General features: G+C 45.0%; 25 protein-coding genes. 7 read left to right on the top strand and 18 right to left on the bottom strand.

The genetic code is table 11. The features are described 5' to 3' along the window. Positions 1–16: 16 nt before the first annotated feature. From EL341_RS03925 to EL341_RS03905, 5 genes are all read right to left on the bottom strand, one after another. Positions 17–847 carry a flagellin N-terminal helical domain-containing protein gene (locus EL341_RS03925; RefSeq protein ID WP_074820087.1) on the bottom strand — a complete coding sequence of 277 codons (831 nt, stop codon included), beginning with the start codon at positions 845–847 and terminating at the stop codon, positions 17–19. Positions 848–1,113: 266 nt separating this feature from the next. Further along, a complete protein-coding gene (locus tag EL341_RS03920) occupies positions 1,114–1,668 on the bottom strand; it encodes a DUF1120 domain-containing protein (RefSeq protein WP_074820089.1) in 555 nt (184 codons plus the stop codon). Between the two features lie 21 nt (positions 1,669–1,689). Next, complete coding sequence (locus EL341_RS03915) at positions 1,690–4,134, bottom strand: fimbrial biogenesis usher protein (protein ID WP_126467053.1); 2,445 nt, start codon at positions 4,132–4,134, stop codon at positions 1,690–1,692. 12 nt (positions 4,135–4,146) lie between these two features. After that, positions 4,147–4,938, bottom strand: coding sequence for a fimbria/pilus chaperone family protein (locus tag EL341_RS03910; RefSeq protein WP_083399606.1), 792 nt, complete (start codon positions 4,936–4,938; stop codon positions 4,147–4,149). Positions 4,939–5,028: 90 nt separating this feature from the next. After that, complete coding sequence (locus tag EL341_RS03905) at positions 5,029–5,724, bottom strand: DUF1120 domain-containing protein (protein WP_074820094.1); 696 nt, start codon at positions 5,722–5,724, stop codon at positions 5,029–5,031. 1,407 nt (positions 5,725–7,131) lie between these two features. On the opposite strand from EL341_RS03905, the gene EL341_RS03900 reads away from it, so the two are divergent. Together EL341_RS03900 and EL341_RS03895 are read left to right on the top strand one after the other, a co-directional pair. Then, positions 7,132–8,112: a transcriptional regulator gene (locus EL341_RS03900; protein WP_074820592.1), complete on the top strand. Its 981-nt coding sequence runs from the start codon at positions 7,132–7,134 to the stop codon at positions 8,110–8,112. Continuing rightward, a complete protein-coding gene (locus EL341_RS03895; protein WP_074820096.1) occupies positions 8,087–8,626 on the top strand; it encodes a hypothetical protein in 540 nt (179 codons plus the stop codon). Before EL341_RS03900 ends, EL341_RS03895 begins: the two co-directional genes overlap by 26 nt. Before the next feature lie 347 nt (positions 8,627–8,973). Here EL341_RS03895 and EL341_RS03890 read toward each other — a convergent pair whose 3' ends face one another. The 12 genes from EL341_RS03890 to EL341_RS03835 all read right to left on the bottom strand — a co-directional run bounded on the left by EL341_RS03890 (position 8,974) and on the right by EL341_RS03835 (position 18,973). Further along, positions 8,974–9,993: a hypothetical protein gene (locus EL341_RS03890; RefSeq protein WP_074820097.1), complete on the bottom strand. Its 1,020-nt coding sequence runs from the start codon at positions 9,991–9,993 to the stop codon at positions 8,974–8,976. Positions 9,994–10,004: 11 nt separating this feature from the next. Next, positions 10,005–10,922, bottom strand: a complete 918-nt coding sequence (flgL, locus tag EL341_RS03885; protein ID WP_074820099.1) for a flagellar hook-associated protein FlgL — start codon at positions 10,920–10,922, stop codon at positions 10,005–10,007. A 104-nt stretch (positions 10,923–11,026) separates the two neighbouring features. Next, on the bottom strand, positions 11,027–12,388 hold the full coding sequence (gene flgK, locus EL341_RS03880) for a flagellar hook-associated protein FlgK (protein ID WP_074820101.1): 1,362 nt from the start codon (positions 12,386–12,388) through the stop codon (positions 11,027–11,029). A 113-nt stretch (positions 12,389–12,501) separates the two neighbouring features. Beyond that, positions 12,502–12,813: a rod-binding protein gene (locus EL341_RS03875; RefSeq protein ID WP_047780133.1), complete on the bottom strand. Its 312-nt coding sequence runs from the start codon at positions 12,811–12,813 to the stop codon at positions 12,502–12,504. A 10-nt stretch (positions 12,814–12,823) separates the two neighbouring features. Next, the gene (locus EL341_RS03870) at positions 12,824–13,900 is read right to left on the bottom strand and encodes a flagellar basal body P-ring protein FlgI (RefSeq protein ID WP_269471918.1); all 1,077 of its coding nucleotides are present in this window, start codon (positions 13,898–13,900) and stop codon (positions 12,824–12,826) included. A gap of 69 nt (positions 13,901–13,969) precedes the next feature. Then, complete coding sequence (gene flgH / locus EL341_RS03865) at positions 13,970–14,644, bottom strand: flagellar basal body L-ring protein FlgH (protein ID WP_074820595.1); 675 nt, start codon at positions 14,642–14,644, stop codon at positions 13,970–13,972. 70 nt (positions 14,645–14,714) lie between these two features. Further along, positions 14,715–15,500 (bottom strand): flagellar basal-body rod protein FlgG, encoded by a 786-nt coding sequence (gene flgG, locus EL341_RS03860; RefSeq protein ID WP_047780131.1) that lies wholly within the window; start codon positions 15,498–15,500, stop codon positions 14,715–14,717. Between the two features lie 66 nt (positions 15,501–15,566). Next, complete coding sequence (gene flgF, locus EL341_RS03855) at positions 15,567–16,298, bottom strand: flagellar basal-body rod protein FlgF (RefSeq protein WP_047780130.1); 732 nt, start codon at positions 16,296–16,298, stop codon at positions 15,567–15,569. Between the two features lie 10 nt (positions 16,299–16,308). Then, positions 16,309–17,496, bottom strand: coding sequence for a flagellar hook protein FlgE (gene flgE / locus EL341_RS03850; RefSeq protein WP_047780129.1), 1,188 nt, complete (start codon positions 17,494–17,496; stop codon positions 16,309–16,311). Positions 17,497–17,502: 6 nt separating this feature from the next. Next, the gene (gene flgD / locus EL341_RS03845; protein WP_047780128.1) at positions 17,503–18,195 is read right to left on the bottom strand and encodes a flagellar hook assembly protein FlgD; all 693 of its coding nucleotides are present in this window, start codon (positions 18,193–18,195) and stop codon (positions 17,503–17,505) included. Then, positions 18,195–18,620: a flagellar basal body rod protein FlgC gene (gene flgC / locus EL341_RS03840; RefSeq protein ID WP_047780127.1), complete on the bottom strand. Its 426-nt coding sequence runs from the start codon at positions 18,618–18,620 to the stop codon at positions 18,195–18,197. The genes flgD and flgC overlap by 1 nt, the downstream gene beginning before the upstream one ends. Before the next feature lie 2 nt (positions 18,621–18,622). Further along, a complete protein-coding gene (locus EL341_RS03835) occupies positions 18,623–18,973 on the bottom strand; it encodes a flagellar basal body protein (protein ID WP_047780126.1) in 351 nt (116 codons plus the stop codon). A gap of 102 nt (positions 18,974–19,075) precedes the next feature. Between EL341_RS03835 and flgA the strand changes: the two genes are divergently transcribed. The 3 genes from flgA to flgN all read left to right on the top strand — a co-directional run bounded on the left by flgA (position 19,076) and on the right by flgN (position 21,037). After that, on the top strand, positions 19,076–19,891 hold the full coding sequence (gene flgA / locus EL341_RS03830) for a flagellar basal body P-ring formation chaperone FlgA (RefSeq protein WP_114987476.1): 816 nt from the start codon (positions 19,076–19,078) through the stop codon (positions 19,889–19,891). Between the two features lie 433 nt (positions 19,892–20,324). After that, a complete protein-coding gene (gene flgM / locus EL341_RS03825) occupies positions 20,325–20,603 on the top strand; it encodes a flagellar biosynthesis anti-sigma factor FlgM (RefSeq protein WP_047780125.1) in 279 nt (92 codons plus the stop codon). A 5-nt stretch (positions 20,604–20,608) separates the two neighbouring features. Next, the gene (gene flgN, locus EL341_RS03820; protein ID WP_047780124.1) at positions 20,609–21,037 is read left to right on the top strand and encodes a flagellar protein FlgN; all 429 of its coding nucleotides are present in this window, start codon (positions 20,609–20,611) and stop codon (positions 21,035–21,037) included. A 601-nt stretch (positions 21,038–21,638) separates the two neighbouring features. On the opposite strand, the gene EL341_RS03815 is transcribed toward flgN, so the two are convergent. After that, positions 21,639–22,415, bottom strand: a complete 777-nt coding sequence (locus EL341_RS03815; protein WP_047780122.1) for a winged helix-turn-helix domain-containing protein — start codon at positions 22,413–22,415, stop codon at positions 21,639–21,641. A gap of 750 nt (positions 22,416–23,165) precedes the next feature. Here EL341_RS03815 and EL341_RS03810 point away from each other — a divergent pair. Beyond that, entirely contained in the window at positions 23,166–23,561 is a 396-nt protein-coding gene (locus EL341_RS03810) for a winged helix-turn-helix domain-containing protein (RefSeq protein ID WP_164720436.1), read from the top strand. Positions 23,562–23,760: 199 nt separating this feature from the next. Then, complete coding sequence (locus EL341_RS03805; protein WP_126467047.1) at positions 23,761–26,688, top strand: autotransporter outer membrane beta-barrel domain-containing protein; 2,928 nt, start codon at positions 23,761–23,763, stop codon at positions 26,686–26,688. Positions 26,689–26,692 lie beyond the last annotated feature (4 nt).

Here is a 26,692-nt window from a genome sequence, read left to right as displayed (position 1 = left end):
TATTTCAACGATAAAATTAACCCAGCAGAGACATCACCATGCCAGACATACTGTTAGATTGCTTCAGCATTGACATGCTGGTTTGTGCCAACATTTGGTTACGGCTCATGTTAGAAGCTTCAGAAGCGAAGTCTGCATCCATGATGTTACCGATAGCTACGTTAGTGTTGTCTTTCATGTTAGACAGGTTGTTCGCTGTGTGGCCCAGACGGTTAATGTTGGCACCCAGTGAAGAACGCACGCCACTGACTTCGTCCAGAGCGGTATTCAATGTATCGATCATGGCGTTTGCATCAGTACCTGTTGCGATGGTACCGGTCTTCAGCGCGGTAACACGATCGGTAACTTTAGTCAGATCGGCACTGATATCCAGAGTCATTTTTTCAGATGAAGAAGCACCGATTTGGAAATCTACAGCCGCTCCCAGCTTAGTGAACAATTTGTCACCGCTGTAAGAGGTGTTAGTCATGATATTGTCCAGCTCTTTACTTAGCTCACCAAACTCAGACTGCATAGAGGTTAAGTCTTTAGTGGTGTTAGTGCCGTTAGCTGCCTGAGTAGACAGGTCTTTCATACGGTGCAGAATGTTTGTAACTTCATCAAATGAGCCTTCAGCTGTTTGCAGCATTGCTGTTGCATCAGAAATGTTACGTTGAGCAACGCTCATACCGTTTGACTGCGCCTGAAGACGAGTAGCAATTTGTAGACCAGCAGCATCGTCAGCTGCAGAGTTAATACGTTTACCAGTACCTAAACGCTCCATTGCAGTACTCAGAGCATTATTAGATTTATTCAATGAATTGGTAGAAGCCATTGATGAAGCATTTGTATAAATTGATAGTGCCATGTTCCATATCTCCGCAAGTTTAGATTCAATTTCTATCCATAGTGTGGTTAGTACTTGAGATAAACGGCACAAATTCTTCCAGAATTAAATTCAAAGTATAAAATAAGATAAAAAGTCTAATTAAAAGAATAAATACAGCTAATAACACTAGCAACATTTCAATAAAAAGATTAATCGCAACAGAATGGTGGATATAACCGTTCTAATCACCGCTCTACTATGTCGAATGGAGCAAATAGGTTATCTGACGCCGAAAAAACTCAATGCTATTGATACACCTCAAACCTTATCTGGCCGTCCAACTCGGTCAAATCACGAACCCGTCCCTCATTTCCTGTTGCCGGAAAATCTAAACGCAGTTGCAGAGTCAATAAATGACGATCGTCCCCGGCATATTCTGACGCTAAGGTCGTCAGTTGGCTCCCTGGTGACAATATGACTGACTGCCCGGATGATACCCGCCGCTCTTCTTGTTGCGCAGCACTGAGCCTCAATTCGGTATCCCTACCGTTATACTGCATCGATAACAGCGACACTAACATCCTACCCGCGGTGCCAAAACGGAAATACTGGCCACTAACATCCGACTCACCGTCAATCAGCAACGTTATCGGCCCCTCCTCCGCACACTCTGCCGTCACAGTCAGTTCCTGACGGGTAAACAGCATGTCCGCATCGGCAGAATAACGCTGACTACCCAGCGCTATTTCCGGGCGTGCCGCCACCACCTGACAGCCTTGTGCAATGCTGTGTGCAGCAACACCCCATAACACTAATGCCAAGCTAACAAACTGAAATAATTGATTTATGTTACGTTGCACACATCCACCTTTATTATGCGATTAACTGCATGTCGCTGTGATACTTTCATATGCCTCACCCTTCCCTGCTTTTTCAGGCACAGAATAATGCAGGCTACAGCTTTGCTCTTGCCAACGTGCCATAAGCGGACGTTGGCCGTTTAAGTCAGTGAGAAACACCGTCCCAAAATCCACTGCCGTAGTCACATAACTACCGTCCTCAGTGGTAATGGCGCTGCCCTTCGGCAAGGGTTTTCCATCCGCCATCGTTACCGTCAGCAGCCCATTACGCGTTTGCTGTAGAAGAAAGCGGGTATCGGTCACGGCACCATGCCCAGCAACCACCTGTCGATAGCCATTGTTGACGTCGATATTTTCCGGCAATTGTTCGGTGTTCAACTCAATTTTACCGGGAGCATAGGCTGGTAAACCAGGCACAACCGCTTTCCCCCGCCAATCTGTCCATACCGTTCCCTGCGGAGTATTGATTTCCACTCCGCTGACGGCAGGTTCCACCGCTACCACGCCAAAGGTGTCGTGAATCTTATGCGGTGAAAACACAATCCCCTGCTGATGTAGCACCACACCACCGGATAAGGTGCCGGAGTAGTTACGTACATTATTATCCTCTGCATAGCCATATAGCCCCGCAGTGGTGTAATGCAGGTTGCCGGTCAAATTACCCGATAAGCTATTATTACGTTCCTGTTTTAAATTGTGCTCTGCCGCTAGCGACCAGTTGCTATTTTGCGTCATGCTGCCACTCGCCTGCATACCCGCCACCGATGAATCCGATGAATGACGGTAATAACTGCTGACCTGCTGCCCACCCAGCGGAAAACTAAAGTTAACAAACACGCTGTCACGATCGGTATCATGACACCGATAAGACTCGTGACAGTCGCGCAGATGCCGACTCTGGCGCTGCCAGTTTACTGATGCACTCATAAAACCAAAGTTACGGTTCCAGGTAGCCATCAGGCGGCGGGTGTCCCCGCTATTATTCCCTTGACGAATCTGACTGGCAGAGATCGAAACATTACCCAGCATCCTCTGGTGCCAGCTCATTCTCAGACCGGCACTGGTTCGATTGTAAGGAGAATCGGTAATGGAAACTGAATCTGTTAGCTCGCGATAACCGGGTGAATACCGGGTGATATCCCCACCAAAGCCAATATTCATCGGCGCTTGCCAGTTCACCGAGGCGGTACTCTTTGCTCCCCGCCGATCGTGGTTCCGATCCTGACTCAATGCCATAGACAGACCCATCGATATTTTCTGGTGTGGGCTAACGGTCAAACCTGCACCGCCCGCCAAATAATCAGAAGCGGTGATAGCCCCCGCCTCCAGTAATACCTGACGGGAAAGCCCCCAACCATCAGACAGGCTGGCCACCCAAGGGCGCTGATAGTCTTGGCTGACATCATCAGCTCTCAGGCGACCCAACGCCAAAGACCAGCTTTCTGGTGCCTTTGGTACCAGACTACGGAATGATGCCGCAGTGACGGTATACGCTTCTTCCTGCCCGCTCGGCGTTATCACCTTTAGGTGTAAATCGCCGGTAGTGTTCAAGACAGGAATATCGGTCAGCGTAAAGGGGCCAACCGGTACCAACGTAGAATAAATCAGGATTCCATTCTGACGAATGTCCACTCGTGACTGGTCGGCTCTGGCCATCCCATTCACTTGCACACCGCTACCCAACTGGTTCAGTGCGGTCTGCGGCACCAACTGCATGCCATCAATCGCCGCACCAGTCAGTAGATTATTGGAAAAGTTTATCTGCCCGGCCTGCAGCAACTGCTTTCTATTCACCAGCGTTTTTTGTGCGTATATATAAGCATTATCGAAAGTGAATCCACCTGCGCTGCTCTGGCGCAGGTTATGAGTACCTCGAACCATCCAGTCACCGACGTTAAGGCCAGTTTCCAGGTTCAGGTAACTAAAATCTGAACGGCTAAAATCAGAGGTAAAATGTGAATGATAAGCCGAATAATTTAGCAGGCCGGCGGTACCGCCCTGTTGATAATTTTTTTGATTATTTTCCTTCTCCAGCGCTTCAGGCGGCACCACAATCTTGACTTCCTGAGTCGCTGGCAGCAAAGAGATCGTCGCGGTTGGCCAGACATCGGTTAACGCCGGGCACGCGTCGGCTTGCGCCGAATCCCGCGGCAGGGAAGAGGTAAGCTGAATACCTGCTAACGTAAAAAATGATTCATCCGCACACATCTCACCACGGCGACCGAAATTGAGCCTCTGCATACCCCGGCTGGCACCGTTTATCTGTAACGCCACTTCCATAATACCCGGCGTAAAACGAGCACCTTCAGAGAAGTAAGCCGCAGTGGATGGATCAATACCGAGAGCCTTCAACCGACTCTCATTGAAGCGTGTCGGTCGGGAACCTTCAGCTTGCACAGAATACGCCCAACAGAAACCCGTTAGCGTAATAGCCATAATCAGTAATGAGCGGTGAAGTATTTTCATAATACTGAGCAATTATTTCCCGCTCAGAAGGGCTTTTTGTTCCCCCACATCAAACCCGTAACGCGTCACTGGGGAAAACACGACTTGTTGCTGACTGCTAAGACGAATACCGTTAGGCACGGTAGCAAACAGGCTTTCACCAGGCAGGATATAGTTTTTGCTCAGAGACAGAACTTTCCCTGCTGGCTGCAACGTGATCTGCGGTGTCAGACGCACCACATGACGCCCGGTATTGGTCACTTTTAGACGATCAGCACTCACAGACCAGTCCAGATCGACCCACATATCGCGTTTATTACTCAGTCCTTTCGGCACAATAATCACCGGTAAGTCCTGACGCACTGAAACAGATATTTGACTATTATCAGAGGTTTGTTCAGTCACCCCTTCAAAATAAACGCGCTTAATATGTTCATGCTGCAGCGGTGTATTGCTGTTCAAGACAAAGCGTACTCGCTGAGACTGACCGGGTTCTAAACGCGCCACAGGTTGGGTCACAATCAGGCGAGGTTCACGATCGTCAGATAGCTCAACAATTTTGGTATACAACAGCACCGGAACACTTTCAGTATTTTTTACATTAATGCTGCCGCCTTTCTGTGCTTCGTTAATAATAACGGCGGAAGACTCCGGTAATACTCCGGATGCATGTGCTCCAACAGTAAAAATTGATAACACCGCCAATAATAAACAGGACAACAACGTTGATCTTTTATGGCCCAAATGAGGGGGCGCGACAGAGAATAACTTATTCAAGCGGTCGCGCTTAACCAAGAGTAAATAAGCAGACAATTGAAAATTCATACAAATACACTTTATAGAAAATGGTCTTGATAAAAAGAACGGCGGATAAGTATTGTCTGGCAGGTGACTGCCAGACAATATGGTGATGGTTTACAGATATTGCAGGGTTATAGTGGTGTTGGCGCTAAAGTTAATAGCGTCTTTCGCCTCATCCACGACTTTAGGATCAACGGCAGCAGAGATATTGATAATTCCAGCGATATTAGAAGCGCTCTGTGGTACCAGGCCTTTTCCCCAGGTATGCCATTTAGTGCCATCTTGATTCATTAATGAGTTAACGTTCTTACTGTCCGCCGCCCAAGTACTTCCGTTATTATCGGAATATATCAGCTCGGCATCGTCACCATCTACCGTTGCACTGGCCAGAATAGCGGTAAAATAACCGAGCTCTTGCTCACCAACCATGCCCAAAATACCGAGTTGCTGTTGCTCACTATTCATCGTGCTCGTATCACTAAAGTAGCTTCTGATACCAAAACCAGGCTTGGTCGCTGGTTGGCTATCCGCTTGTGCAGATATCGCCACTTTTGCCGGAGTGCTGCATTGGATATTAAAATTAACAGGCTTATGCTTCAGCTGATATCCATTTTGCTCTGGGCCTTGCTCTTTCAGCTCGCCAATTTTCAAATTGCCATAATCCGCTGAACCATCAATAGAAATAGCGCACGCAGAAGGAGCCAATGTGCCTTTTACAGTAATTCTGGCAGATTCAGCCGCAATAGCAGAAAGGGAACATGTGGAAGTGACAAAAAGAAGAAACAGTGCCGTACTTTTACAGACTTTCATTTAAATACCATTATTAAAATTAGCTAACATTACACTCTCTCTGAGAGCCACACTTCCTCCATGAAAATACATTAACGCAACATCTAGTGTTGAATTCCATCAGAATACCAAAACAAACAACCACACCTAAAAATTAGGCGGGATATTATAAATCTAAAAACAACATATTTGAAAGCCATAAACCAACGTTAATTATTATTATTTAATAAATAATTCCAGTTAAAAGTAAAATACCGACACTAAATAGAAACAATAAAAAAACAATCAACGCATAAATCGCAACACAATGGAAACAATCAACGCATAAATAATTTAAGTTGCACTTAAAAAGGAACATTATCTTTACAGGGAAAACAAGGAAGTATTGAAGTAACCGCATTCAAAGAACGGTAAGAGGTAAATTGGAAAAACAGTGAGCACTCACCGCGATCATATCAACTCACTTTACAGTAGAAAAATGAGCATAACTCACCAGCAAACCAAGTATTTGGAGCAGTAAGCCCACAAATTCTAATGTATTCACGTTATTTGACGAGCTTAATACACAATGTAGCGTATAAAAAACAGCAAAAAAATAACCAGTAGAATCTACAATAAAAAAACAAGAAATAAGAACATTTAAGCAGTTAGTAAACTAACACTAATAATCGCCAGTCATAACGTTACGAAAAAATCGTTACCCAAATTAAAGCCGATAAAAAGATAAAAAAAGATTTACTCTCTGGCAAATAAGTAGCTTCATATTTAGGTGAAAATCGTATTTTTCCATTATAAATAGTTAAAATAACCATACTTTTTATATGGTTTATTCGATTTTTATCATAGAAATAGTCTTGCTCAAATAAAATAAAATCGATTTATTTTTTATATTAATTTTCACATTAATTTCAAAAAAAATATTTTTAACAAAAAAAGAACATCCAGAAAACATTCCGCCAAATGACAACAACAATCATCACACATATTAATTAATAATTAATATCCTTTTTTTTCAAGATGATAAATTAAAAATCAATGTTTTTAGATATAAAAATCGCGAAGATTAATGATGAGAATATTATTTAGTTACAACTATTAATAAAATATTATTTGAGTCAGGTTGATTATTTCAAAGGTTTAAAGTAAAAATATAGACATAACGGCTATAGGATTCAGCTTAGGAAAAACCAGCATTAATCTTACATTGATTGTTCATAACGCTTAACATCTATCTCTGTAAGAGTTTTTATAACCCCTGCTATTCCTCCTTCAGAACGGACTCACCGGTAAATAAACTGATATTAAAATGGCTATAAAAGAATTCTATTTTTCTCTTTCCTGCCGTTTTAGTTCTAATTATTAACGATAGAGCATCATTAAGACGCGACAAAAAAGGTTTTTACCTCATTAAACATGAAAGATAATAACATGCACTGCTTCGTCAATGGTTGGCTAATCGATCATGAGTCGGGTTCCATCATCCACAAGGAAACAAAGGAAGTTAAACGCCTTGGTGAATACCAACTGAAATTATTGGATACATTAGCCCAGCATGCTGGCGTCGTTCTTTCCAGAGAGCGGCTTACCAGTCTGGTCTGGGAAAAACGCGTTATTGGTAACAATAGCCTGCCAAATGCTATCCATGCATTAAGAGCGGCTTTGGACGATGATGGCAAAAATCAAAAAGTCATCAAAACCATTCCCAAGAAAGGTTACTTACTGGAAAAAGAGTTCTGCAAATATCAAGAGCAGGAAGCCCCAAGTAATCCGGATATCGCTGATGATGAACCACTCTCTAACACATTGAGTGATACACCCGCTCCTGAAGCGACAAGTATGGAACTTGAGCAATGTTTGGAAAACCATCAGGGAGAAGAGCAAAGCACCGAGCATCAGGCGGGCAATCTTAATTCATCCGCGACTGCCACCATCATCAGCAAAATACCAAGCAGACGTAGAAGATATCCGTTTTATATTGGTGCTGTTGTCATGGCGGCACTGGCTTTTGCTATTGGCGTATTTTTCTTTAATCCCAACGCGCCGATATCCCCACCTCAGGGGATGGTGATCAATAAAGAAGTCAATCAGCCCTACGATCACATTAATCTTTATCAGGTGTCGAAAAGCTCAATACCTTTGAGTCAGGCTTCTTACAGCGTACCGGAACGTTTGAAAGAATCGCTGAACAACATAAATGGTAAGTTACGCCAAAGTAATGCAACACTCGATGTCTATTATCGGGCGACTGATTCAATACTGCATTACACTATTTCTATAAAGACCAGTTGTGAACACAAAGAACTCAGCATGAATATTTACCACTGGCGTATTAATAACGAACGACTGAATACACTGATTTACCATGAAACAGAGAGAAAACTTAATGAGCTTGCTACGTGTAATAATTAAAGGCCTGGTACTTGTGTCTGGTCTGGTAGCAATTAGCCTATCGCTGGTTAATATAGCTTCCGCTAATTCACCAGAAGTGCAGGATAGTGAAATCCTAAAAGATATGGATCTTGAGTCGCAACTTGGTTTCTACGATCTGCTGTCAAAAAAAGAAGAGGTTTATGACGTTCGGCTCTATCCTGGTATGCAGGATATTCTGGTTAACGTGACCACTCCAAAGAACAGCCGACTAATCATCAAAGGAAGAATGGTTCTGGATACTCAGGTTAGTGGAAATAACAGTTTTAAATTTTCCACCATTTATTACTACAATCCGATGCCTGACCAGCTCATTGATAGTGTAATGGACAGCTCAAAACGGGAGCCACTGCTAATAAATAGCTACGCAACTGAAACCGATCAACTGGTTGTAACACAAAATGGCCTGCTGTTTGTTCATCCTAAAGGAAGCAATATATTACAAGTACTTGCGCCCAAGCCACTAGCAGCACCAGCTAGCAATAAAAATGGTTAATCGGTAAGAAAAAAGCAATCTGATGGGATAATACCGTTTACTTGAGTATGTTCACTTTATAGGTAATGACTTATTCACTCTGTCATCTCAATATTTACTTTGTAAATCTGTTAGTTACCTCGAGATCCCATCACTAATCTTGTCATCCCAGCGAAAGCTGGAACGCATAGCCGTAGGCGAAGTAAACATTCACATAGTGATGGCCCGAAGGGGGAGCGCAGCGAATCATCTCACCCTTAGGCCAAACGTTGTCATTAATCTAAAACCTAGATGCTGGTTTTCACCAGCATGACGAAGGGGGTTAGTTTTCACCGGAATAACGGAGGTTGTTTTAGCTTGTTATTCCCTTAACCCAACAAGTTTCTTACCGTTAGGCTACGAACATTAGCCTGACCACCAAGTGCCTGAGTGACGGTGCTAAAATCATTACTTCCGGAACTCAATTTATCAGACAGAATCGCTGAAGCTTGCAACGCGGCTCCCTCATTCTGAAAGGTTGCCATACCGTCAATACGCGAACGCACATTGTCTTTAATTTGCATAAGCTGTCGACGCTGGCCATTCACCTGCTCCAAGATACCTTGGATATCTCTCAACTGAGATCGGGCACCAGACAGGTTATCGCTAACCTTACGAATCGTATCTTCCGGTGCAGGTTCAGCCACGGCCTTCAGCGGATAAAAGACCCCATCAGGATAACGCTGTCCTTCACCTCTGACGCTTAAATGCTCAGATACCCGCTCCCATTGGCTCTCATTAACTGCAAAAACCACCTGATTACCATCAACCGATTTTCCCTGAACGCCAAACTTACCTAATCCAAGATTAAGGCTTCTCAGTACCTGCGAAGGTGAACTATTCTCTCGAATCGTCACCGCGGCAATATCGCGCTTGGTACCCGCCAATGAGAAAATTAACGTTTCTCCCTCTGGCTTCTGCAACACATTGCCAATTCCCTGTAGCGAGAAATTCACTTGAGGCTGTTTCTCACCCAATACCGCATTCAACCGACGGTCTACTGTGCCACCAGAATATGCATTACGCTTATCCATCAGCGATGTCAGGCTATCAGCATGCTTTTGCAGCTTAGCGGCACTCACGGCACCGTTGGACGACACACCTTGGCGCAAAGCCAACAGATGATTCTCCACTTTACGCAAAAAATTATCCGCTTGTTGGACAGACGTTAGCTGCTCATTAAGCTGAACGTTATAGCGTAATGGCCGAGTAGAAATAAAGGGGGAATCGGGAAAGTCTGACGGGCGACTTCCGGTAACTTGCCCAACGCCAGCCGTACGAGAAACCTGTCCCCGCGAAAGCGGGGAAGTGGAACTAAAACTATTGGGTGATTGTAAAGCTACTTGCATAACCCGCTCGGTTAAATCGCATCAAACAGCGATAGTCTGGTAATTTGTACGTAGGTTGCCTGAGTAGCTTCCATCGCGACCATATAACCCTTTAACTTGATAGAGGCTTCAGCATAATCCAACTCGGACAGATCCTTTTGAACCAGCTCATTTGAAGTCGCCACATCAGTATGGGCATCACCCAGCATGCTCAGCGTATTCTGACGCCCACCCAGCTCGGTAACTTTTGAACTCACGGCATCATAAGCATCATCAACCGTATCAATCATGTTCTTCATTGCATCGGAAAACTCTTCAGAACTGAAGTCAGTATTTGGATCTTTTAGCTTGCCAACCAACGAATTAAGATCATTGAGAAGGTCGTGACTTCCATCGAAAAACACATCACCCACGGTGGTATTTTCTTTAATATCAATGCCGTTAGCTACCGTGGTTTCACGCTGACTATTATTGCCCTGAAAAACGTACTTACCGGAAGCCTCATCAAACACTACGGTTTGCACACCAGTTTTAGTACCAGAGAAAATATAACGTCCATCTTCGCTTTTGGTGTTCAGCTCTGCGACAACCGAGTCCAACATCGCCTGCATTTCACTGGCATAGCCATCCATATCTTTAGCGGTATTGGTGGCATTAGAAGCGGTTAGCAGCTTATCTCTCAAAGAAAGCAGCTGTTTATTTATCGCATCCATATGCGTTTCTTGTTGCGCTAAGCTACCGGAAACCGCAGTAATATTGCTCTTATACTGACCAATCGCCGCCTGTTCACGACTTAACTGAACCAAACGCGTACTGGCAATAGGATCGTCTGAAGGCACCAACACCCGTTTCTTTTGGGACATTTGCTCCATGGTTTTATTCAGCGCGATTGAGTTATTATTGATACTTCTTAGCATCGCTGATGATGTGTGTAAGCTACTGATTCTCATTTAATTATTCCTTTATTATTCATTTCAGGCTCCCGTGACTGCTGAGCTATTTCCTGCTCTTATGTCGTCAGCCACACCTGACAAAACAAGGGCTTAATACTGTCTTAGAACAACGCCAGTAAATCAGAAAAAATCTGATCGCCAGTGGCGATAACTTTCAGATTCGATTGATAAGCCTGGGTATAAACCAACAGATTAACCGCTTCTTCATCCAGATTTACCGCACTCAGACTATCGCGTTGGGTTTGAGCTTCATGCAGCACCGCACCAGCAGCCCTGAGTTCAACCTGATTCTGACGACTGGCAATACCGACCTTACTCACTAAAGCGGCACTGGCGTCACTCAGGCTCATATTGCCCAAGCCATCAATCGGCATGTTTTCATTTTTAATATTAATCAGCGCCTGCAGGTTTTCACCGTTACCTTCTTCATCATCTGCCGAAGAAAAAGCTAATTCATCTGAGCTTATGTCAGTAACTTGTAGCATGCCTTTTGGATTATTCGGATCGAAGGTAAACAGTGGCTTACCCGGTTGTCCATTCAGGTCATAGCCTTTTGCCAACTGCGCATTGAAATTTTCAGCGATGCTTTTCGCCATGCTGGCTACGGTGGACTGCATTTCTGCCAACGTACCTGTTTCATAGTCGTGCAGTGCTCCCAACTGTCCACCGGTAGACATATCGACACCAAATGTCGTACCAGAGAAAGTTAACTGCATGGCAGGATTACCGCTGCCATCAACGCCCATTTGTAAGGTAGATGAGTTTCTGCCACTCACCAGCGGTTGGCCGTCTTTCAACGCAATGGTCAACGTACCATCACCCGCTTCCGTCACACGAACCTCAACCAGATTACTTAACTCATTAATCATCTGGTCACGTTCATCGCGCAACGCGTTGGCGTTGTATCCCTTAGCTTCCAGCTCACTGATTTGCTTATTGAACTCCGCAAGGCTGCTGCTCATGGAATTAATGCTGGTCATCGTCGCATCGCGCTGAGTAGTAATCCCCTGCTGCTGAGTATTAATAAACTCATTAATGCTGTTAAAGCGGGTTGCCGTGGCTTTAGCTTCATTAATCACCTGCTCACGCAGTGCACGATTATCCGGCTTGCTGGTTGCTGAATTCATAGATGCAAAGAGTTTATCCAGTCCGTAGCCCAGACCGGTACTTTCAGAACCAATAATTTGTTCCAACGCACCAACATATTGTTGGTTCATGGAGTAATAGCCGTTCTCACTATGAGAACGCCATAGCTGATTAACCAGATACTGATCGGAAATACGGCGAATGCTGGTCACTTCGACACCACTGCCCGCCGACATACCATATCCAACCAGTGCGCTCTGTTCCGCCCGCTGACGACTATAGCCTGGCGTATAGGCGTTGGCCGTATTCATCGCCGTGGTATTCAACTGCGACTGCGCAGCCTGAGCACCACTGTAAGCAATATTTATCATACTCATACTGTTATCCTACGTTATATCGTTCCCTGAGCCAGCAGCAGCAATCGGGTCATCGCATCGTTTTCAGTTTGTCGCTTAATTAGAGCGACAAAATTTCACTGAACTTAAATCCCTTATTTAACATCTTTACTGCCGAGCTGTTGAATCAACATATTAGCAATGCCGCCACTGCGCTGAGACGCCAGCGATGTCGCTAACGTATCATCATAAAGTTCACGCATCATCCGCTGTTGTTTGCTGTTAAATGGGTCATCATCAGCCGCTAATACATCGGCAGCCTTACGCATCTGCTGTAACATAGAACGCAAGAATAACGCTTCAAATTGCTGAGCCGCCTGCTCCAAACTTTCTGGCCGAGCTGTACCGCTAAGGTCACCGGCAATCGTATTATTTACCGCGCCGAAACCTGATATTGAATTAACCATTCCGCTCTCCTTAAATAACGATCAGCTCAGCATCCAACGCACCAGCTTCATGCAGCGATTGCAGAATCGACATCACGTCATCTGGGGTAGCACCTAAGCTGTTAATGGTATTCACGATAGATTTCAGGCTGGTACCGGCAGGAACCGTAACCATATGCGCGCCGCCCTGAGTCACGTTAACATCACTTTCTGGCGTGACTGCCGTTTGACCACCGCCAAAAGAGTTCGGCTGACTAACGTTCTGACGCTCATTAATGGTGACGGAAAGATTACCGTGTGCCACAGCCGCAGCCCGTACCACAACACCTTCCCCCATCACAACCGTTCCGGTACGCGCATTAAACACCACGCGCGCCTTCTGCGGACCGGATTCAACCTTCAACTCTTCCAACATCGACATAAAAGAGACTCTGGCGCTAGGATCCATCGGCGCAGTCACCGCAATATTGGTCGCGCTTTGCGCTTTTGCGGTGTTCTCACCAAACGCTTGATTAATCACCACGGCAATATTGTTGGCTGTTTTAAAGCTTGGACGCTTCAGATTAAGCATGACTTGATTGTTGCTCTGAAAGTCGCTGGGAATTTCACGTTCAATGCTGGCACCATTGGGTACGCGACCCGCAGTGGTGGTATTCACCGTCACGCTGGAACCGCTATTGCCCTGTGCACTAACGCCGCCAACCACAACATTACCCTGAGCCAACGCATAAACTTCACCATCGGCACCGCGCAGCTGTGCTAACAGTAGCGTTCCACCGCGTAAACTTTTGGCATCACCAATGGATGAAACCGTCACATCAATCGACTGACCACGCGCATACATCGGTGGCAGTGTCGCGCTGATAGCTACCGCCGCGACGTTTTTCACTTTCGGGTCAATCTTGGCTGGCATCTGCACGCCAAACTGACGCAACATATTAGTGACGGACTGACTGGTAAATTTCACCTGATTTTTATCACCAGTACCATCCAGACCCACCACCAGACTGTATCCCACCAGTTGGTTACCACGAACCCCCTGAATGTCTACCAAATTGCCAACCGTCTGGCTGAATGCCGTTGGTGAAACCATCACCAAAACGGTCATTGCTACCCACAGCGAGCGTTTAATCCTTAACATAGTGTGTACCTGTTTTCTGTTTAGTCAGATAAATAATCAAATCGGGAACAGCGGATGGTTAAAGAAACGAGTGAACCATCCAGCGGCATTCGCGTCGCTAAGCGCCCCACGCCCGGCGTAAGAAATACGGGCATTGGCAATACGCTGCGATGAAATAGAATTATCCCGCTCCACGTCTTCGGCCCTGACCAGCCCGGTAACGCGCATATATTCATCACCCTGATTCAAGGTAAGCCACTTCTCACCGCGAATCTCTAACACGCCATTGGGCATCACCCGATGCACTGCTACGGAGATTGAGCCACGCAACATATTCTGTTGTTGGCTGGCGCCATTACCACCAAAGTTACGGTCACCGGATACCGAGCCACTTAACTTATCGAATGTCTTACCGAATACTTCAGGTGCACCGATAGTGACATCGTTTTTCTTGCCAAAATTGGTTTTGGCCTGCTTGCTGGACTGAGTCGACTCATCCAGTTTCACCGTCAGAATATCGCCAACGCGATAGGCGCGACGATCCTGCATCAGCGTCCAGTTATAACCGGTCTGATAGAGCCCACCACCGCTCACCGGCGGTAACTGGGTGGAGAAATTCTCTGGTGGTGCAAATTCTGCATCGTCTTTCTTCACCAACATTGCCGGGCTTTCACAGCCAGCAAGAACCAGTAACAGAGGTAGACCACACAGTAAAAAAACTATTTTTTTCATCATATTAACGACAGCATTGTTTCCGTAAGGGAAGGCGTACCTCAGTACGCCATATGTTAAATCCACAGGATTACAGCGTCTGAGTAATAAACTTCAACATATCGTCCGATGCTGACACCATTTTGGCGTTCATCTCATAGGCGCGTTGTACGGTGATCATATCCACCATTTCTTCAACCACCTGAACGTTGGAACCTTCTAAGGCACCCTGTTTCAACTGACCAAATGCCTCTTCACCCGGCACTCCTTCAGTAGCTTCACCGCTGGCGGCAGTTTCTTTGTACATATTGCCGCCAATCGCCTGCAAACCGGCCGGATTAATAAAGTTCACCAGCGTAATCTGCCCGAGTTCAGCCGGATCGGTATCACCGGCCACAATGGCAGAAACCGTACCGTCAGTACCGATGGTGATTGACGAGGTATTCGGCGGCAGATCGATTTGAGGAACAATCGGTAAGCCTTGAGCGGTAACAATAGTCCCGTCAGCATTAACCTGTAGGTTCCCCGCACGGGTATAGGCCATATCGCCATCCGGCGTTTCCACCTGGAAAAAACCCTGACCGGTGATTGCCACATCAAGATTTTGTGAAGTGGTTTGAATGCTACCGACGGTAAACTGCTTCTGGGTACCAATGATATTAACGCCGCTACCATATTGGATACCTGATGGCGCAACATTAAGCTGATCCATTTGGGTACCGGGTGCCCGAGCCGTTTGATAAAACAGGTCTTCAAAAATCACGCGATCCCGTTTAAAGCCGGTGGTATTCACGTTGGCCAGGTTATTGGAGATAGCGCTCATTTTGGCATCTTGCGCTGCCAAACCTGTTTTACTAATCCATAATGCAGGATTCATATCTACTTTCCTTAATCTATGGTGACCGTTACGTTTCTCTTAATCTGAAACGCCATCACCCGATATTTAGCTATTACGCAACAGTTTATTACCGGCCTGAGCCAACTCTTCCGCGGCCTTCATCATCTTGATTTGTGCTTCAAACTGACGATTGAGCGAAACGGTAGACACCATTTCGGTAATGGCTGACACGTTGCTACTCTCCAGATGCTTACCCACTACCTGCACCATTTCACTGCGCGCAGCGGCACGGTTGTTGGAAATCAACAGCCCGGTCTCGTTTTTGTTCAGTTGATTGGCTGGAATATCCACCAGTTTGATCCGATCAACGTCCATCGCAGCGGACATATCACCATCATCCGGCGTAATGGTAATGGTGCCATCACGCCCGATAGCGACAGAAGAGTACGGAGGCAGGACAATCGGTCCACCATCACCTAATACCGGCAAACCACCCACAGTTAAGTTGCCATCCGGATCGATCTCAATGGCGCCGTTACGGGTATAAACCTCACGACCACCATTTTGTAATGCAATCAGGCCATTGCCTTGAATCGCCACATCCAGTTCACGACCGGTTTGATGGATAGAACCCGGCGTCATATCAACGCCGCCGTTCTGCCCTTGCACTAAATAGCGAGTATCAAAACCGGTTCCGGTGACCTGACGGCTGTTCGCCTGCTCCAGATCGGCACGAAACCCTTGAGTATTGGCATTCGCCAAGTTATTCGCACTAATCTGCTGCTGAGATAGCGTACGATTAGCGCCGCTCACTGCGGTATAAATTAATGGATCCATAACTTACTCGTTAAAGTGCCTGGAACAGCGACTGCATCATGCTGTCATTGGTTGAAATCACTTTAGTGTTCGCCTGATAGTTACGCTGTGCTGTCATTAGATTGACCAGCTCCGCCGTCAGATTCACATTAGAGCCTTCCAGCGCATAGGACTGAACTGCACCCAATAAACCACTGCCTGGAGTTCCCAGTACTGGGTTACCGGAAGCGGATGTTTGAGTCCAGCTAGTACCATTACTTGGTGACAAACCGTTAGGATTGGTAAAGTTAGCTAATACCAACTGCCCTTGCAGCATACGTTCACCGTTGCTGTAGGTTGCATAAATAGTACCGTCTTTATCAACCTGTACACCGGTACGTTCTGCAGAAGCATAACCAGAACTGGAATTGTTAGAAACGCTGAAACCTGAGCCATACTGGCTGCTGCCACCGTAGTTAACGGCAATATTCAGATCCTGGGCACCAGCAATCGGGCAATCAACCATCACATTGCCTAGTGGCTCCAGCATCGCACCATTCTGATCGAACTTAATGTCTACCGGCGAACCGACAGAAGTCCCGTCAACGCTGTAATGAACCTGCCACTCATTTTCATTGGTTTTAACAATATACTGAGTCATGGTGTGTTCACGTCCCAGAGAGTCGAAAACCTGAGTCGTATAAGAATGGTTATAGGAATCTTTATCTGCCGGGTCAAAAGGCGACTTCACCGGTTCTTTAGCCTGTGCATCAAAGTTCGCGGTAAAGTTCAGGCTATCAGTGGCTTTTGCCGGAATAGAACCGGTACTGATTTGCAGATCGGAAACGGTACCAACCTGTAAATTGCCGCTACCATCAACCGGGAAACCCTGAATTTTCATACCGGTGTTGTTAACGATATAGCCTTCTTTATCAAAGCCAAAATAGCCAGCACGGGTATAGCTGGTAGCACCGGAAGAATCGTGTACCACAAAAAAGCCATTACCGCTGATAGCTAAATCCAGTGGATTAGTTCCGGCAGTAATATCACCACCGCGGGTAATACTTTGCGTTACACCGCTAACGGACACACCCAGTGGTTGAGACTGAGCATAAATCGAGGAAAACTCGGCACGTGAAGATTTATAGCCGACGGTACCTGAGTTAGCGATGTTGTTACTGATTGAATTCATTTGTTCAGTGACGGCATTCAGCCCACTGTTTGCAATATTAAAGCTCATTTAACGTTAAACTCCTTGTTTTGAACTATCTGGTGATGTTTTGCCGTTAGGGCCGAACTGACTGACGTTATAGAAAGGAACTTCTCCCAGTCCTGAAACGTTAACCAATGCAGAACCACCCTCAAGCGGAATACGTACGTTGTTAACCGTACCGGCAACTTCCAGCGGAACTTTCTTTTCCCCTACGTCAGTGACAACGCTCAGAGAATATTCGCCCGGGGCCAGACCCAGCTCTTTCGGATCAATGGTGAACTCAACCTGTCCTGAAGCCTGTTTCCCCAGTTCAACTTTGCGTTCCACTCCGGCTGAATCTTTAACAATAATGTTAACCGTATTGGCACTCTGCCCTAGCGTGATACGTCCGTTAATCGGCTGATCTTCCAACTGAACTTTGTCGGTCTGCACCATAACGGATTGCCCTACCAGACCTGCGGTAGACAACACCTGAAGGTTATCCATCAGGACTGAATTGTTCTTCATCAATTGAGACATAGTCTCCATTGATTGAACCTGAGTCATTTGCGCCAGTTGGCTGACATATTCAGTACCATCGGTCGGATTCAATGGATCCTGATTCTGAATTTGGGCGACTAACAGCGTCATAAACAGGCTATTCAGATCGCCACCGTCGTTCTTTTGCACGCCGGGATCGTTACCTGAACCGCTATAATTTCGTGTATTATCGACGTTGATCGACATTATCCCTCTCCTAGTTTCAGCAAACTTTGCTGCATACTTTTCACGTTATTCAAGACTTCAACATTGGTTTCAAAACTACGTGATGCCGACATCATGTCGGCCATTTCTTCCACAACGCTGATGTCCGGGTAATACACATACCCTTTTTGGTTGGCCATCGGGTGACCGGGCTCGTAACGTTGTACCGCCCCACCCGTTTCCACTACATCAGTGACCTGAACGCTGGCACCCGCAGATGCCCGGTTAGCCATTAATTCACTGCTTTGGTAAATGGCAGAAAATACCGGACGGCGCGCTTTATAAACTGCACCTTCAGATGCAGCGGGTGATTCGGCGTTGGCCAAGTTACTGGCGATGGTATTAAGACGAATAGTCTGAGCCGTCATGGCCGAGCCGGATACTCGATAAATCGAGGAAAAGGACATCTTTATTTCCCTTCAATCGCTTTTTTTAACCCACTCAATTTCATATTGAGAAAAGTTAAACTGGTTTGATAATCCAGACTGTTTTCAGAAAAAGCAGCCTGCTCAACGTTTAATGCAACCGTATTACCATCTTTCGACGGCTGGGTCGGCACGCGATACATCGTTTCTGGCGATCGGTGCATGCCGGTTGAAAATTTTGTACGTTGCATTTCGGCCGCAAAATTTATATCTTTAGCCTGAAAGTTGGGCGTATCCACATTGGCTAAATTCGCAGACAGCAACTCGGCCCTCGCAAGACGAAGCTGTAATGCCGACGGATGAACTCCCAACGCTTTATCAAAACTTATACCCATAAGAAACTTCCTGTAGATGTTATTTATTGCAACGGACAGGCATACATTAAGCAAGATGCGTGCCACATTTTTAACTGCGTGAATAGTAGGAGTTTTATGGATATGCCATCATTAAAGGGGAAGGCCTGCTTCCTCCCTAAAAGGAAGAAAGCAGACAGCGCAAACCGCTTCCTGTTTTCCACTTTTATCACCTTCAGTCTGGTGCTATATATTGTCGCTATGGCTTCATCCGCCAGCGCCGCACCATCATCCAACTCAGCGCGTAAACAGGTTTACGCACTCGCGGTTGAACAAGCGGGTTCGGATATTGCTCAAATAGCCAAACGTAAAGGCTGGAAGGGATATAACAGCAAAGTTAACGTCTTCATTCCTAACGATGTGAGTCGTAATAAAGCGTGTCGGACACCGCTCAAAGCCTCTTCACCGGCCGGTAACAAGATGGAGCTGTCGCGTCTTCGCTACGATATTCGCTGTGAAGATGGCAGTGGATGGGAAGTCGCCGTTACCGTCAAGCCTGATATTTATCTGCCTGTACTGGTGGCTAAAAACACTATCGAACGCGGAGAAAAAATTACCGCGGGAGATATTGAGATGAAAAAGCGCAATATCAGCAGCTCACGCAATGGGTTTATTAGTAACCCTGATGAAGCGGTAGGCCTAACGGTCAAGCGCCGAATTCGTCCCTTGCAGCCCATTATTCCTTCTCAGCTTGAACAGCCTGTACTGGTTAATCGCGGTCAGCGGGTTATTATGATTGCCTCTCAAGACGGTATTGAAGCGCGTACCATGGGCGAAGCAATGAAAAATGGCCGTAAAGGCGACATGATAAAAGTCAAAAATCTTAGCAGTAAGAAAGTGGTCACCGCAGTGGTTGATGGTATGGGCGTAGTCAGAATGCTGTATGCACCCGGGCAGTAATCGGAATTTTGGCCGTTTGTATCAGGTGAAAATATTATCTGATAATTTTGCATCAAAACCATTAATCCATCAGTTTGGTGAAAAAGAGTAAAGATGGATTAAAGTTTTTAATACGGCGTGTCGCTTAACTAAAGTATGAAGGAAATCTTCCTTAAATATGGGGGGCTTCCACCAAATAGTTTCGATTCATATGTGCGACGCAAGGCATGCGACTAGTGATAACGACACCTAACAGGTGCGAGGACATCACCCACAGCCGAAACAAAACGTATAGTGCTTTATGCACTATGCCATGCTTAAATAATTAATAAGCGCGTTACGTTGCATATACATGAAGTGAAATTTTTCGGGTTGCCAATGTCCAGGCAAATGTTCACAACATTTAATGCAACACGTGGTCAAAACTATGCGAAAAAACGCCAGAGGAAGAGTTATGAAAATCACCCATACTCAAATGAATCACCAGCATTTGACAACAGCGCAGAATCAAAAGGCTCAGCCGACCGCAGAAACGGCTCAGAAACGCAATGTGGCATCACAGGCTAACGAAGCGTTATCAGAAACCGTTAAGGTAGCTCAAAAAGAGCTGGCCAGTATGCCAGAAGTTGATTTGCAGAAAGTTGCCGAGATCAAAGCCGCTATTCAGGATGGCAAAATCAATATTGACGCGGATGAACTGGCTGCGGCAATACAAAAATATTATCGGGGATAACCTAAGTGAAAACATTACAGGAGCAGGTGAAGGAGCTACTGTCCGAGATCCAAAGCGATCGGAAGTACTATATCAAGCTTATTCACCTGCTTAAGCAGCAACATACGATGATCATCGAACGCAAAACGGATGCGATCGACGAACTGAATCAGCATATGACTACTATTTATAACCTGCTTGCTGAATCAACTCGAAAACGTATGGCTACCTTAAAAAACCTGTGCATCCCACCTCATGCGGAAGGAATGCGCTTTTTGTTTTCTCGCCTACCGGCCACCCATCATATTCAAGCCAAAGCGCTATGGGATGATTTGGAGCTACGAGTACGGGAATGTAAAGAGCTAAACGAGCGCAATGCCCATATCCTGACCATGCAACAGGATATTGTGAATACCATTTTAGGTCATGAACCGGATCCGATTTATCAGCGTTAATCTGATGAGGGAAAAATAGTTTCCCGATTGATAGGTCATTAAACATGTTTACCGCTACATGGCTAAAAAAGCTTATCGTCATTTTACTAACGATGACATAAGCTTATTTACCGCCTCCGCCGTTCATATCTATCAGTCATCTGCTTAGGATTTCGAACAGTAATAGTTCGGTATGTTATTACTTTCAAAAATATAATCGCCCGTTTTAAGTCGATGGATCTTTATCTTATACCCCGTATCTTTTCGCAAGAAGAAATCCAGTACTAAAGGCCTTAATAGCTCAACCAACCGGGGATTATTATCAAACGATTCTTTTGACGAAAAGGTAAAAACGTTATTTTCATGTTGATATGAAAAATTAATTTTCCGATTAATATTGGCAGCGACCTTCCCAGACTCAGATAAATTTCCCGTCACTTCTAATTCCCCATCCCCTCCCTCGAAAGAGTAATGCAAAACAACATTCAATAAATTATTTTTATACAGCACTTGGAGGTTACTTTCGCAAGAGAAATGGTCGTTCTGATACCAATAATATGCTTTAGGTAACAACGGTGATAACACCAGCATTATCACCAGAATGAGAGTAAGAGCCTGCCGTTTAGTTATCATCTTCTGCCTTCATATAATATTTAGACTCGCAATAGACCCCGTGAGTAGAGATAGCTTTGTCACAAGTTATCACCGATACTCTTGGCGTAGTCCGATATATTGTCAGATAAGAAAAGTGGCCTGGTGGGCAGGTTACCTTATTCTCTTGAATAAACGTGATGTAATTATTGGTGTTTTTCCCCCGGGCATAAAAAGTACAATCGCCTATCTTATCCAGATATTGATAATCGGAAAAATATTCACCCTCACCGATATAGCTTGAGTACGACCACCAAGATAACCCGAAAAAGATGAATACCGCACAACACGTTAATAACCAAAGAAATCGCCGGCCAACAATCATATTGCTCTGAGGCAACATTGGTGATGAAACTACAGACTCTACAGTTGAAACAGGCTCAGCCACATGCGTATCATGACCGCCTTCATACGCAACGACTGAGACAGATTTTGATAGCGTAAGCCCTATTTTTGGTACGGTTTTTATCAATTCCTCCTGCAATCCGACTGCCTTTAACCCCTTCCTCAATATTGAAATATTCTGGTAAAAGGTATTGGCTGTGACATAGCTACCGTGGTTTTCCCATACTTCTTTAAAGAACTCTCGCTGCGTCACCACCCCATTTTGACGTTCGATCAATAACAAAAAACACATGCTAGCAGGCATATTGAGTGTCACAGCAGAACTGCTGTCATCACGCGAAACCAGTAATGAACGTTCTGGATAAAACAGAATTGTATTATTAATTAGATAAGATTTTTCCATTTAACAGCCACTTACGTAAAAACAATTTTACGATTAAGATTCAGTTAAGATATTTAAGTCTAGATCAATAATGTCATTAAGACACAGTGGATAGGTTATTTTATCTTATTAAGATTTTTTCAGCGGCGATAAACATACGCCATTCTACTTACCTCTTACTCTGCATTAATATTATCCCTCAGCCCGCCACTCTTTTTATTCCTTACTTAAGCAAAGTTCACTACCCAGAAGCGCACTGGCAGCTTAATCTTATTGCATCCCGACAGGCAGTAAGCAGTTTGTCAGTCAGGTCGGGGAAGATGCAAATAACGCATACTCCCCCTCTTACTTCTCTTCGTCAGCATAAATGATGTTGATAATGAAGAAAGCAAGAAAATACACATATAACTGTTTACTAGTCATAGCATTAGAACAGAAAACAGCCAAACAAGTTAAATATGGAGCTAAAGAATGATGATTATATAGATTTATACTCTTTCATAAGTAAAAGTTTAGCGTTTAATTCTTATTTATTTTGTAGTGAAAACACAGCCACACCAGAAAGGAGCCTAAGTATCTTATTGAATGTTTACTCTCAATAATTTTTATATACAAAATTAAATATCAAGCAGGAAATAAAAACACATTTTTATGTTTATGTTTTTGCATGTTTGATAGTTTTTATATACATGTGTAAATTAGCGATGAATCTTCATAAGAATATTTAGCCCTGAAGTCATCTAAAATAAATAAATGGTTTATACGGATAAAATGGAAAAGAAAGCCTCCGGTTATTATATCGGGAAAGATGTACTTTTAGATATTCATCATAACATTTTAATGAACTTAACCGCCTCTCATAACGAAAGGTTAATCAGGACAGTTAAATTAAAAGGCACCATGATGAGACTATTGGTTTACTTGCTGGAGAATGCCGATAACAAACTGATATCAAACAATGATATTTTAGTCCATGTTTGGGATAACTTTAATCTAAAGTCTTCTTCACCACGGTTATGGCAGGTAATTAATCTATTGAAACTTAAGCTAATTACAACAGGAGTACCTTATGACTTCATTACCAAGTCTGGTAATAAAGGTTACACCATAAGGGCTGAGCTTATCATGCCAATATATTACAACGAAAAGATTCAATGTAATACATAGCCTCAAGCCAATATAAATAAATTTCAAATAAATAGGTTAATTCAAATTAACCTAAAACAGAATTATTTCATCATGATTTATCCAGAGGATTTAAAATTATGATTTAAAAATTCCAAACAAATAAAAAAGCTTATTTGTTACCAAACCAAACATAAACAACTTTTCTATATTTTTTATTTTTATTTAAGGTAGTTAAAGTATGAACAAGATATATTCATTAGTCTGGAACACCACGTTGCAATCTTGGATCGCTGTGTCTGAACTGACAAGATCCGGAAAAAAATCAGTACAATCAAATGGTATGATAACGGCCTCATTATTATTAATGCTGCCTTTTACTGCCAGCGCAGCCACCAATACCTGTACCGGCACCGGCCCCGTTACCGTGAGTGCAGGTAACAGCTGTACGATTGAATCAGCAACCGTGACGTCTTCTGGTATAGCATCGACAAACTCTGCGCTACAGGCTAGCGGAGCCAATACCATTATGAACGCTACCAACGTATCGGCAACCAGTAACGGTAGTTCTGCCGCATACGCCAGCGCTGGTGGTGCAATAAATATCATTGGTGGTCTCTACCAGAGTTCGGGCACCAACAGACATGCCGTTGTCGCATCAGGGGATCAGAGTCAAGTTAATGTCAATGGCGCAAAGCTAATCGCGACAGGCGCATCTGCTGCTGGTGCACAAGCCGTATATGCTGGTGCTACGGTAAATATCACCAACAGTGAAATCGAAAGCACGGGAACCTCAGCATATGGTGTATACGCTGTCAGCCAGGGACAACTGAATATCACTGATAGTACCATCAAAACATCGGGGGCCGGGTTATCTAGCCTATTTGCGGGTTCTCAGATCGTCGCTGGTAATACCAGAATTGAAGCCCAAGTTGGTGCTCAAGCTAACGCTGGCGGCATCGTATATATTAATGGCGGTTCAATGCTCACAAACGGGTATGGCCTCTACGCTAACGGGGCTAACAGCCAGATTAATCTTTCTGACACCGCTGCGACACAAATTACAACCCAGATGCCTGGTGGCATAGGTGCATACGCTCGCAGTGGTCATATCGCTCTCGACAATGATGCAATATATACTCTGGGCACTACCGCTTATGGACTCGCCGCCGACACTAACGGTACCATCCATGCGAACAAAACCAACATCAATACCTTCGGCGTTAGCGCTTATGGCGTTTATGCCCTCAATGATGCAAATATAGACTTACAGCAGAGTAACATTTCCACCTACGGTGATCTTGCCCATGGTTTGGTCGTTAAGAATGCCCTGCCGATGACGCTAATAGGAAGTAAAATTAGTACTCACGGAGCGGAAGCAGCAGGATTTGTCTTAATGGGTCCCAATAGCGGCAATACTGGAGCAACCAAATACCAGCTATCGCTGCTTGACGACAGTCATATCATTTCTTACAACGGTATTGGCGCAATTATAGACGGTGAAGCAGATATTGATGTTCGCAATGCCAGTTCGTTAGTTGGCGTAAGTGAGAGCGGTCTTGCACTGGATATTTTGTCAAACAGCAAGTTAAATATTCTATTTGAAAATGGCAGCCAGCTAAATGGTTCGGTACGCACTGCTGCGGATGGTACCAGCAATGTGACGCTACTGGATGGTTCTTTATGGATGCTAGCCGGTGACTCCAACATCAGCAATTTAAATAACTCGCGCAGTTCTATTATGTTTACCGGTTTGGATAATACGTTTAATACATTAACTGTTAATGGTGATTATCTGTCAGATAATGGCACCCTAAGAATCAGAACTCAGTTAAGCAGCGATGACTCATTGACTGATAAAGTGATCGTTAACGGCAACACATCTGGTCATACTTACCTACAGGTCAATAACAACGGCGGTACCGGTGACTTCACCCATAATGACGGCATTCAGGTCATTCAAGTGAATGGCGCTTCTGATGGTGTATTCTCACTCGCTGAGCGTGTAGTCGCAGGTACTAATGAGTACCTGTTATTTCAGGGTGGAAAAAGTACGGCAAATGATGGTAACTGGTACCTGCGTTCTGAAGTGCCTGCACCGGTTATCGTCCCACCGAAGCCTACCGAGCCTGAAAAACCGGAGACTGGCGAAACTGAAATACCTGGGTCCGTGGTACCGGAAAAAGTACGCCCGCCGGTGCGACCATCCAGCCTTTACCGTCCAGAGATCGGCGCTTACCTGGGTAACCAGCTTGCAGCGACCAATATGTTCCGTCATACCCTGCATCAGCGTTTAGGTGAGCTGGATTTCAGTGAAGCACAGCGTACTTCAGAAGGTACCCCGGGCTCAGTCTGGTTGCGCGTACAGCGTAATGACTTCACCGCGGATACCGGCTCAAAACAGATCGATGTCGATACCACCACCGATATTCTGCAGTTGGGCGGTGATCTGGCGCGCTGGAGCAACGGTGATAGCCGCTACCATTTAGGTGTGATGGCGGGTATCGGCCACGCAAAAACCGACGTTAACTCTAACGTACTGAGCTACAAAGCCAAAGGTGACGTGGATGGTTATAGTGCCGGACTCTACGGTACTTGGTATCAGAGCGCCAGCCAACCTACCGGTGCCTATATTGATACCTGGCTACAATTTGGCCGCTATAACAACAGTGTGAAAGGTGATGGGCTGGCAACAGAGGAGTATGACAGCAAAACCTTCAGTGCTTCCGTTGAGGCTGGCTATGCCTTCGAAGCGGCTCGTGGCGAAAATTACGCTTGGTTTATCGAACCTCAGGCTCAAGTTATCTACACCAGCTTTGACGCTGATAAACACCGTGAAAAGAACGGCACCCTAGTCACAACTAAAGATTCACAGGATGTCACTACCCGTTTGGGTGCGCGTACCTACATACGCCCAGTGACTCAATCTACAGTTAGCATTCAGCCATTTGTGGAAACTAACTGGTGGCATCAGGCAGGTGATAATAGTATTGCCTTTAACAACAGTACGATGAAACTCAATAGTGCCAAGAACGTCTATGAGGCAAAAGTGGGTGCTGAAGTTGCGCTAAATAAAGGCTTCGGTATCTGGGGTAACGTAGGTAAACAGTTTTCCGCTGGCGAGCAGCGTGATGTATCAGGCCAGATTGGCGTGAAATACAGCTGGTAACCCC

It is taken from the genome of Pragia fontium (assembly GCF_900638655.1).
In the GTDB taxonomy this organism is placed as follows: domain Bacteria; phylum Pseudomonadota; class Gammaproteobacteria; order Enterobacterales; family Enterobacteriaceae; genus Pragia; species Pragia fontium.
The sequence above is the reverse complement of the archived record's forward strand: the minus strand, read 5'-3'. Positions and strand labels throughout refer to the sequence as shown.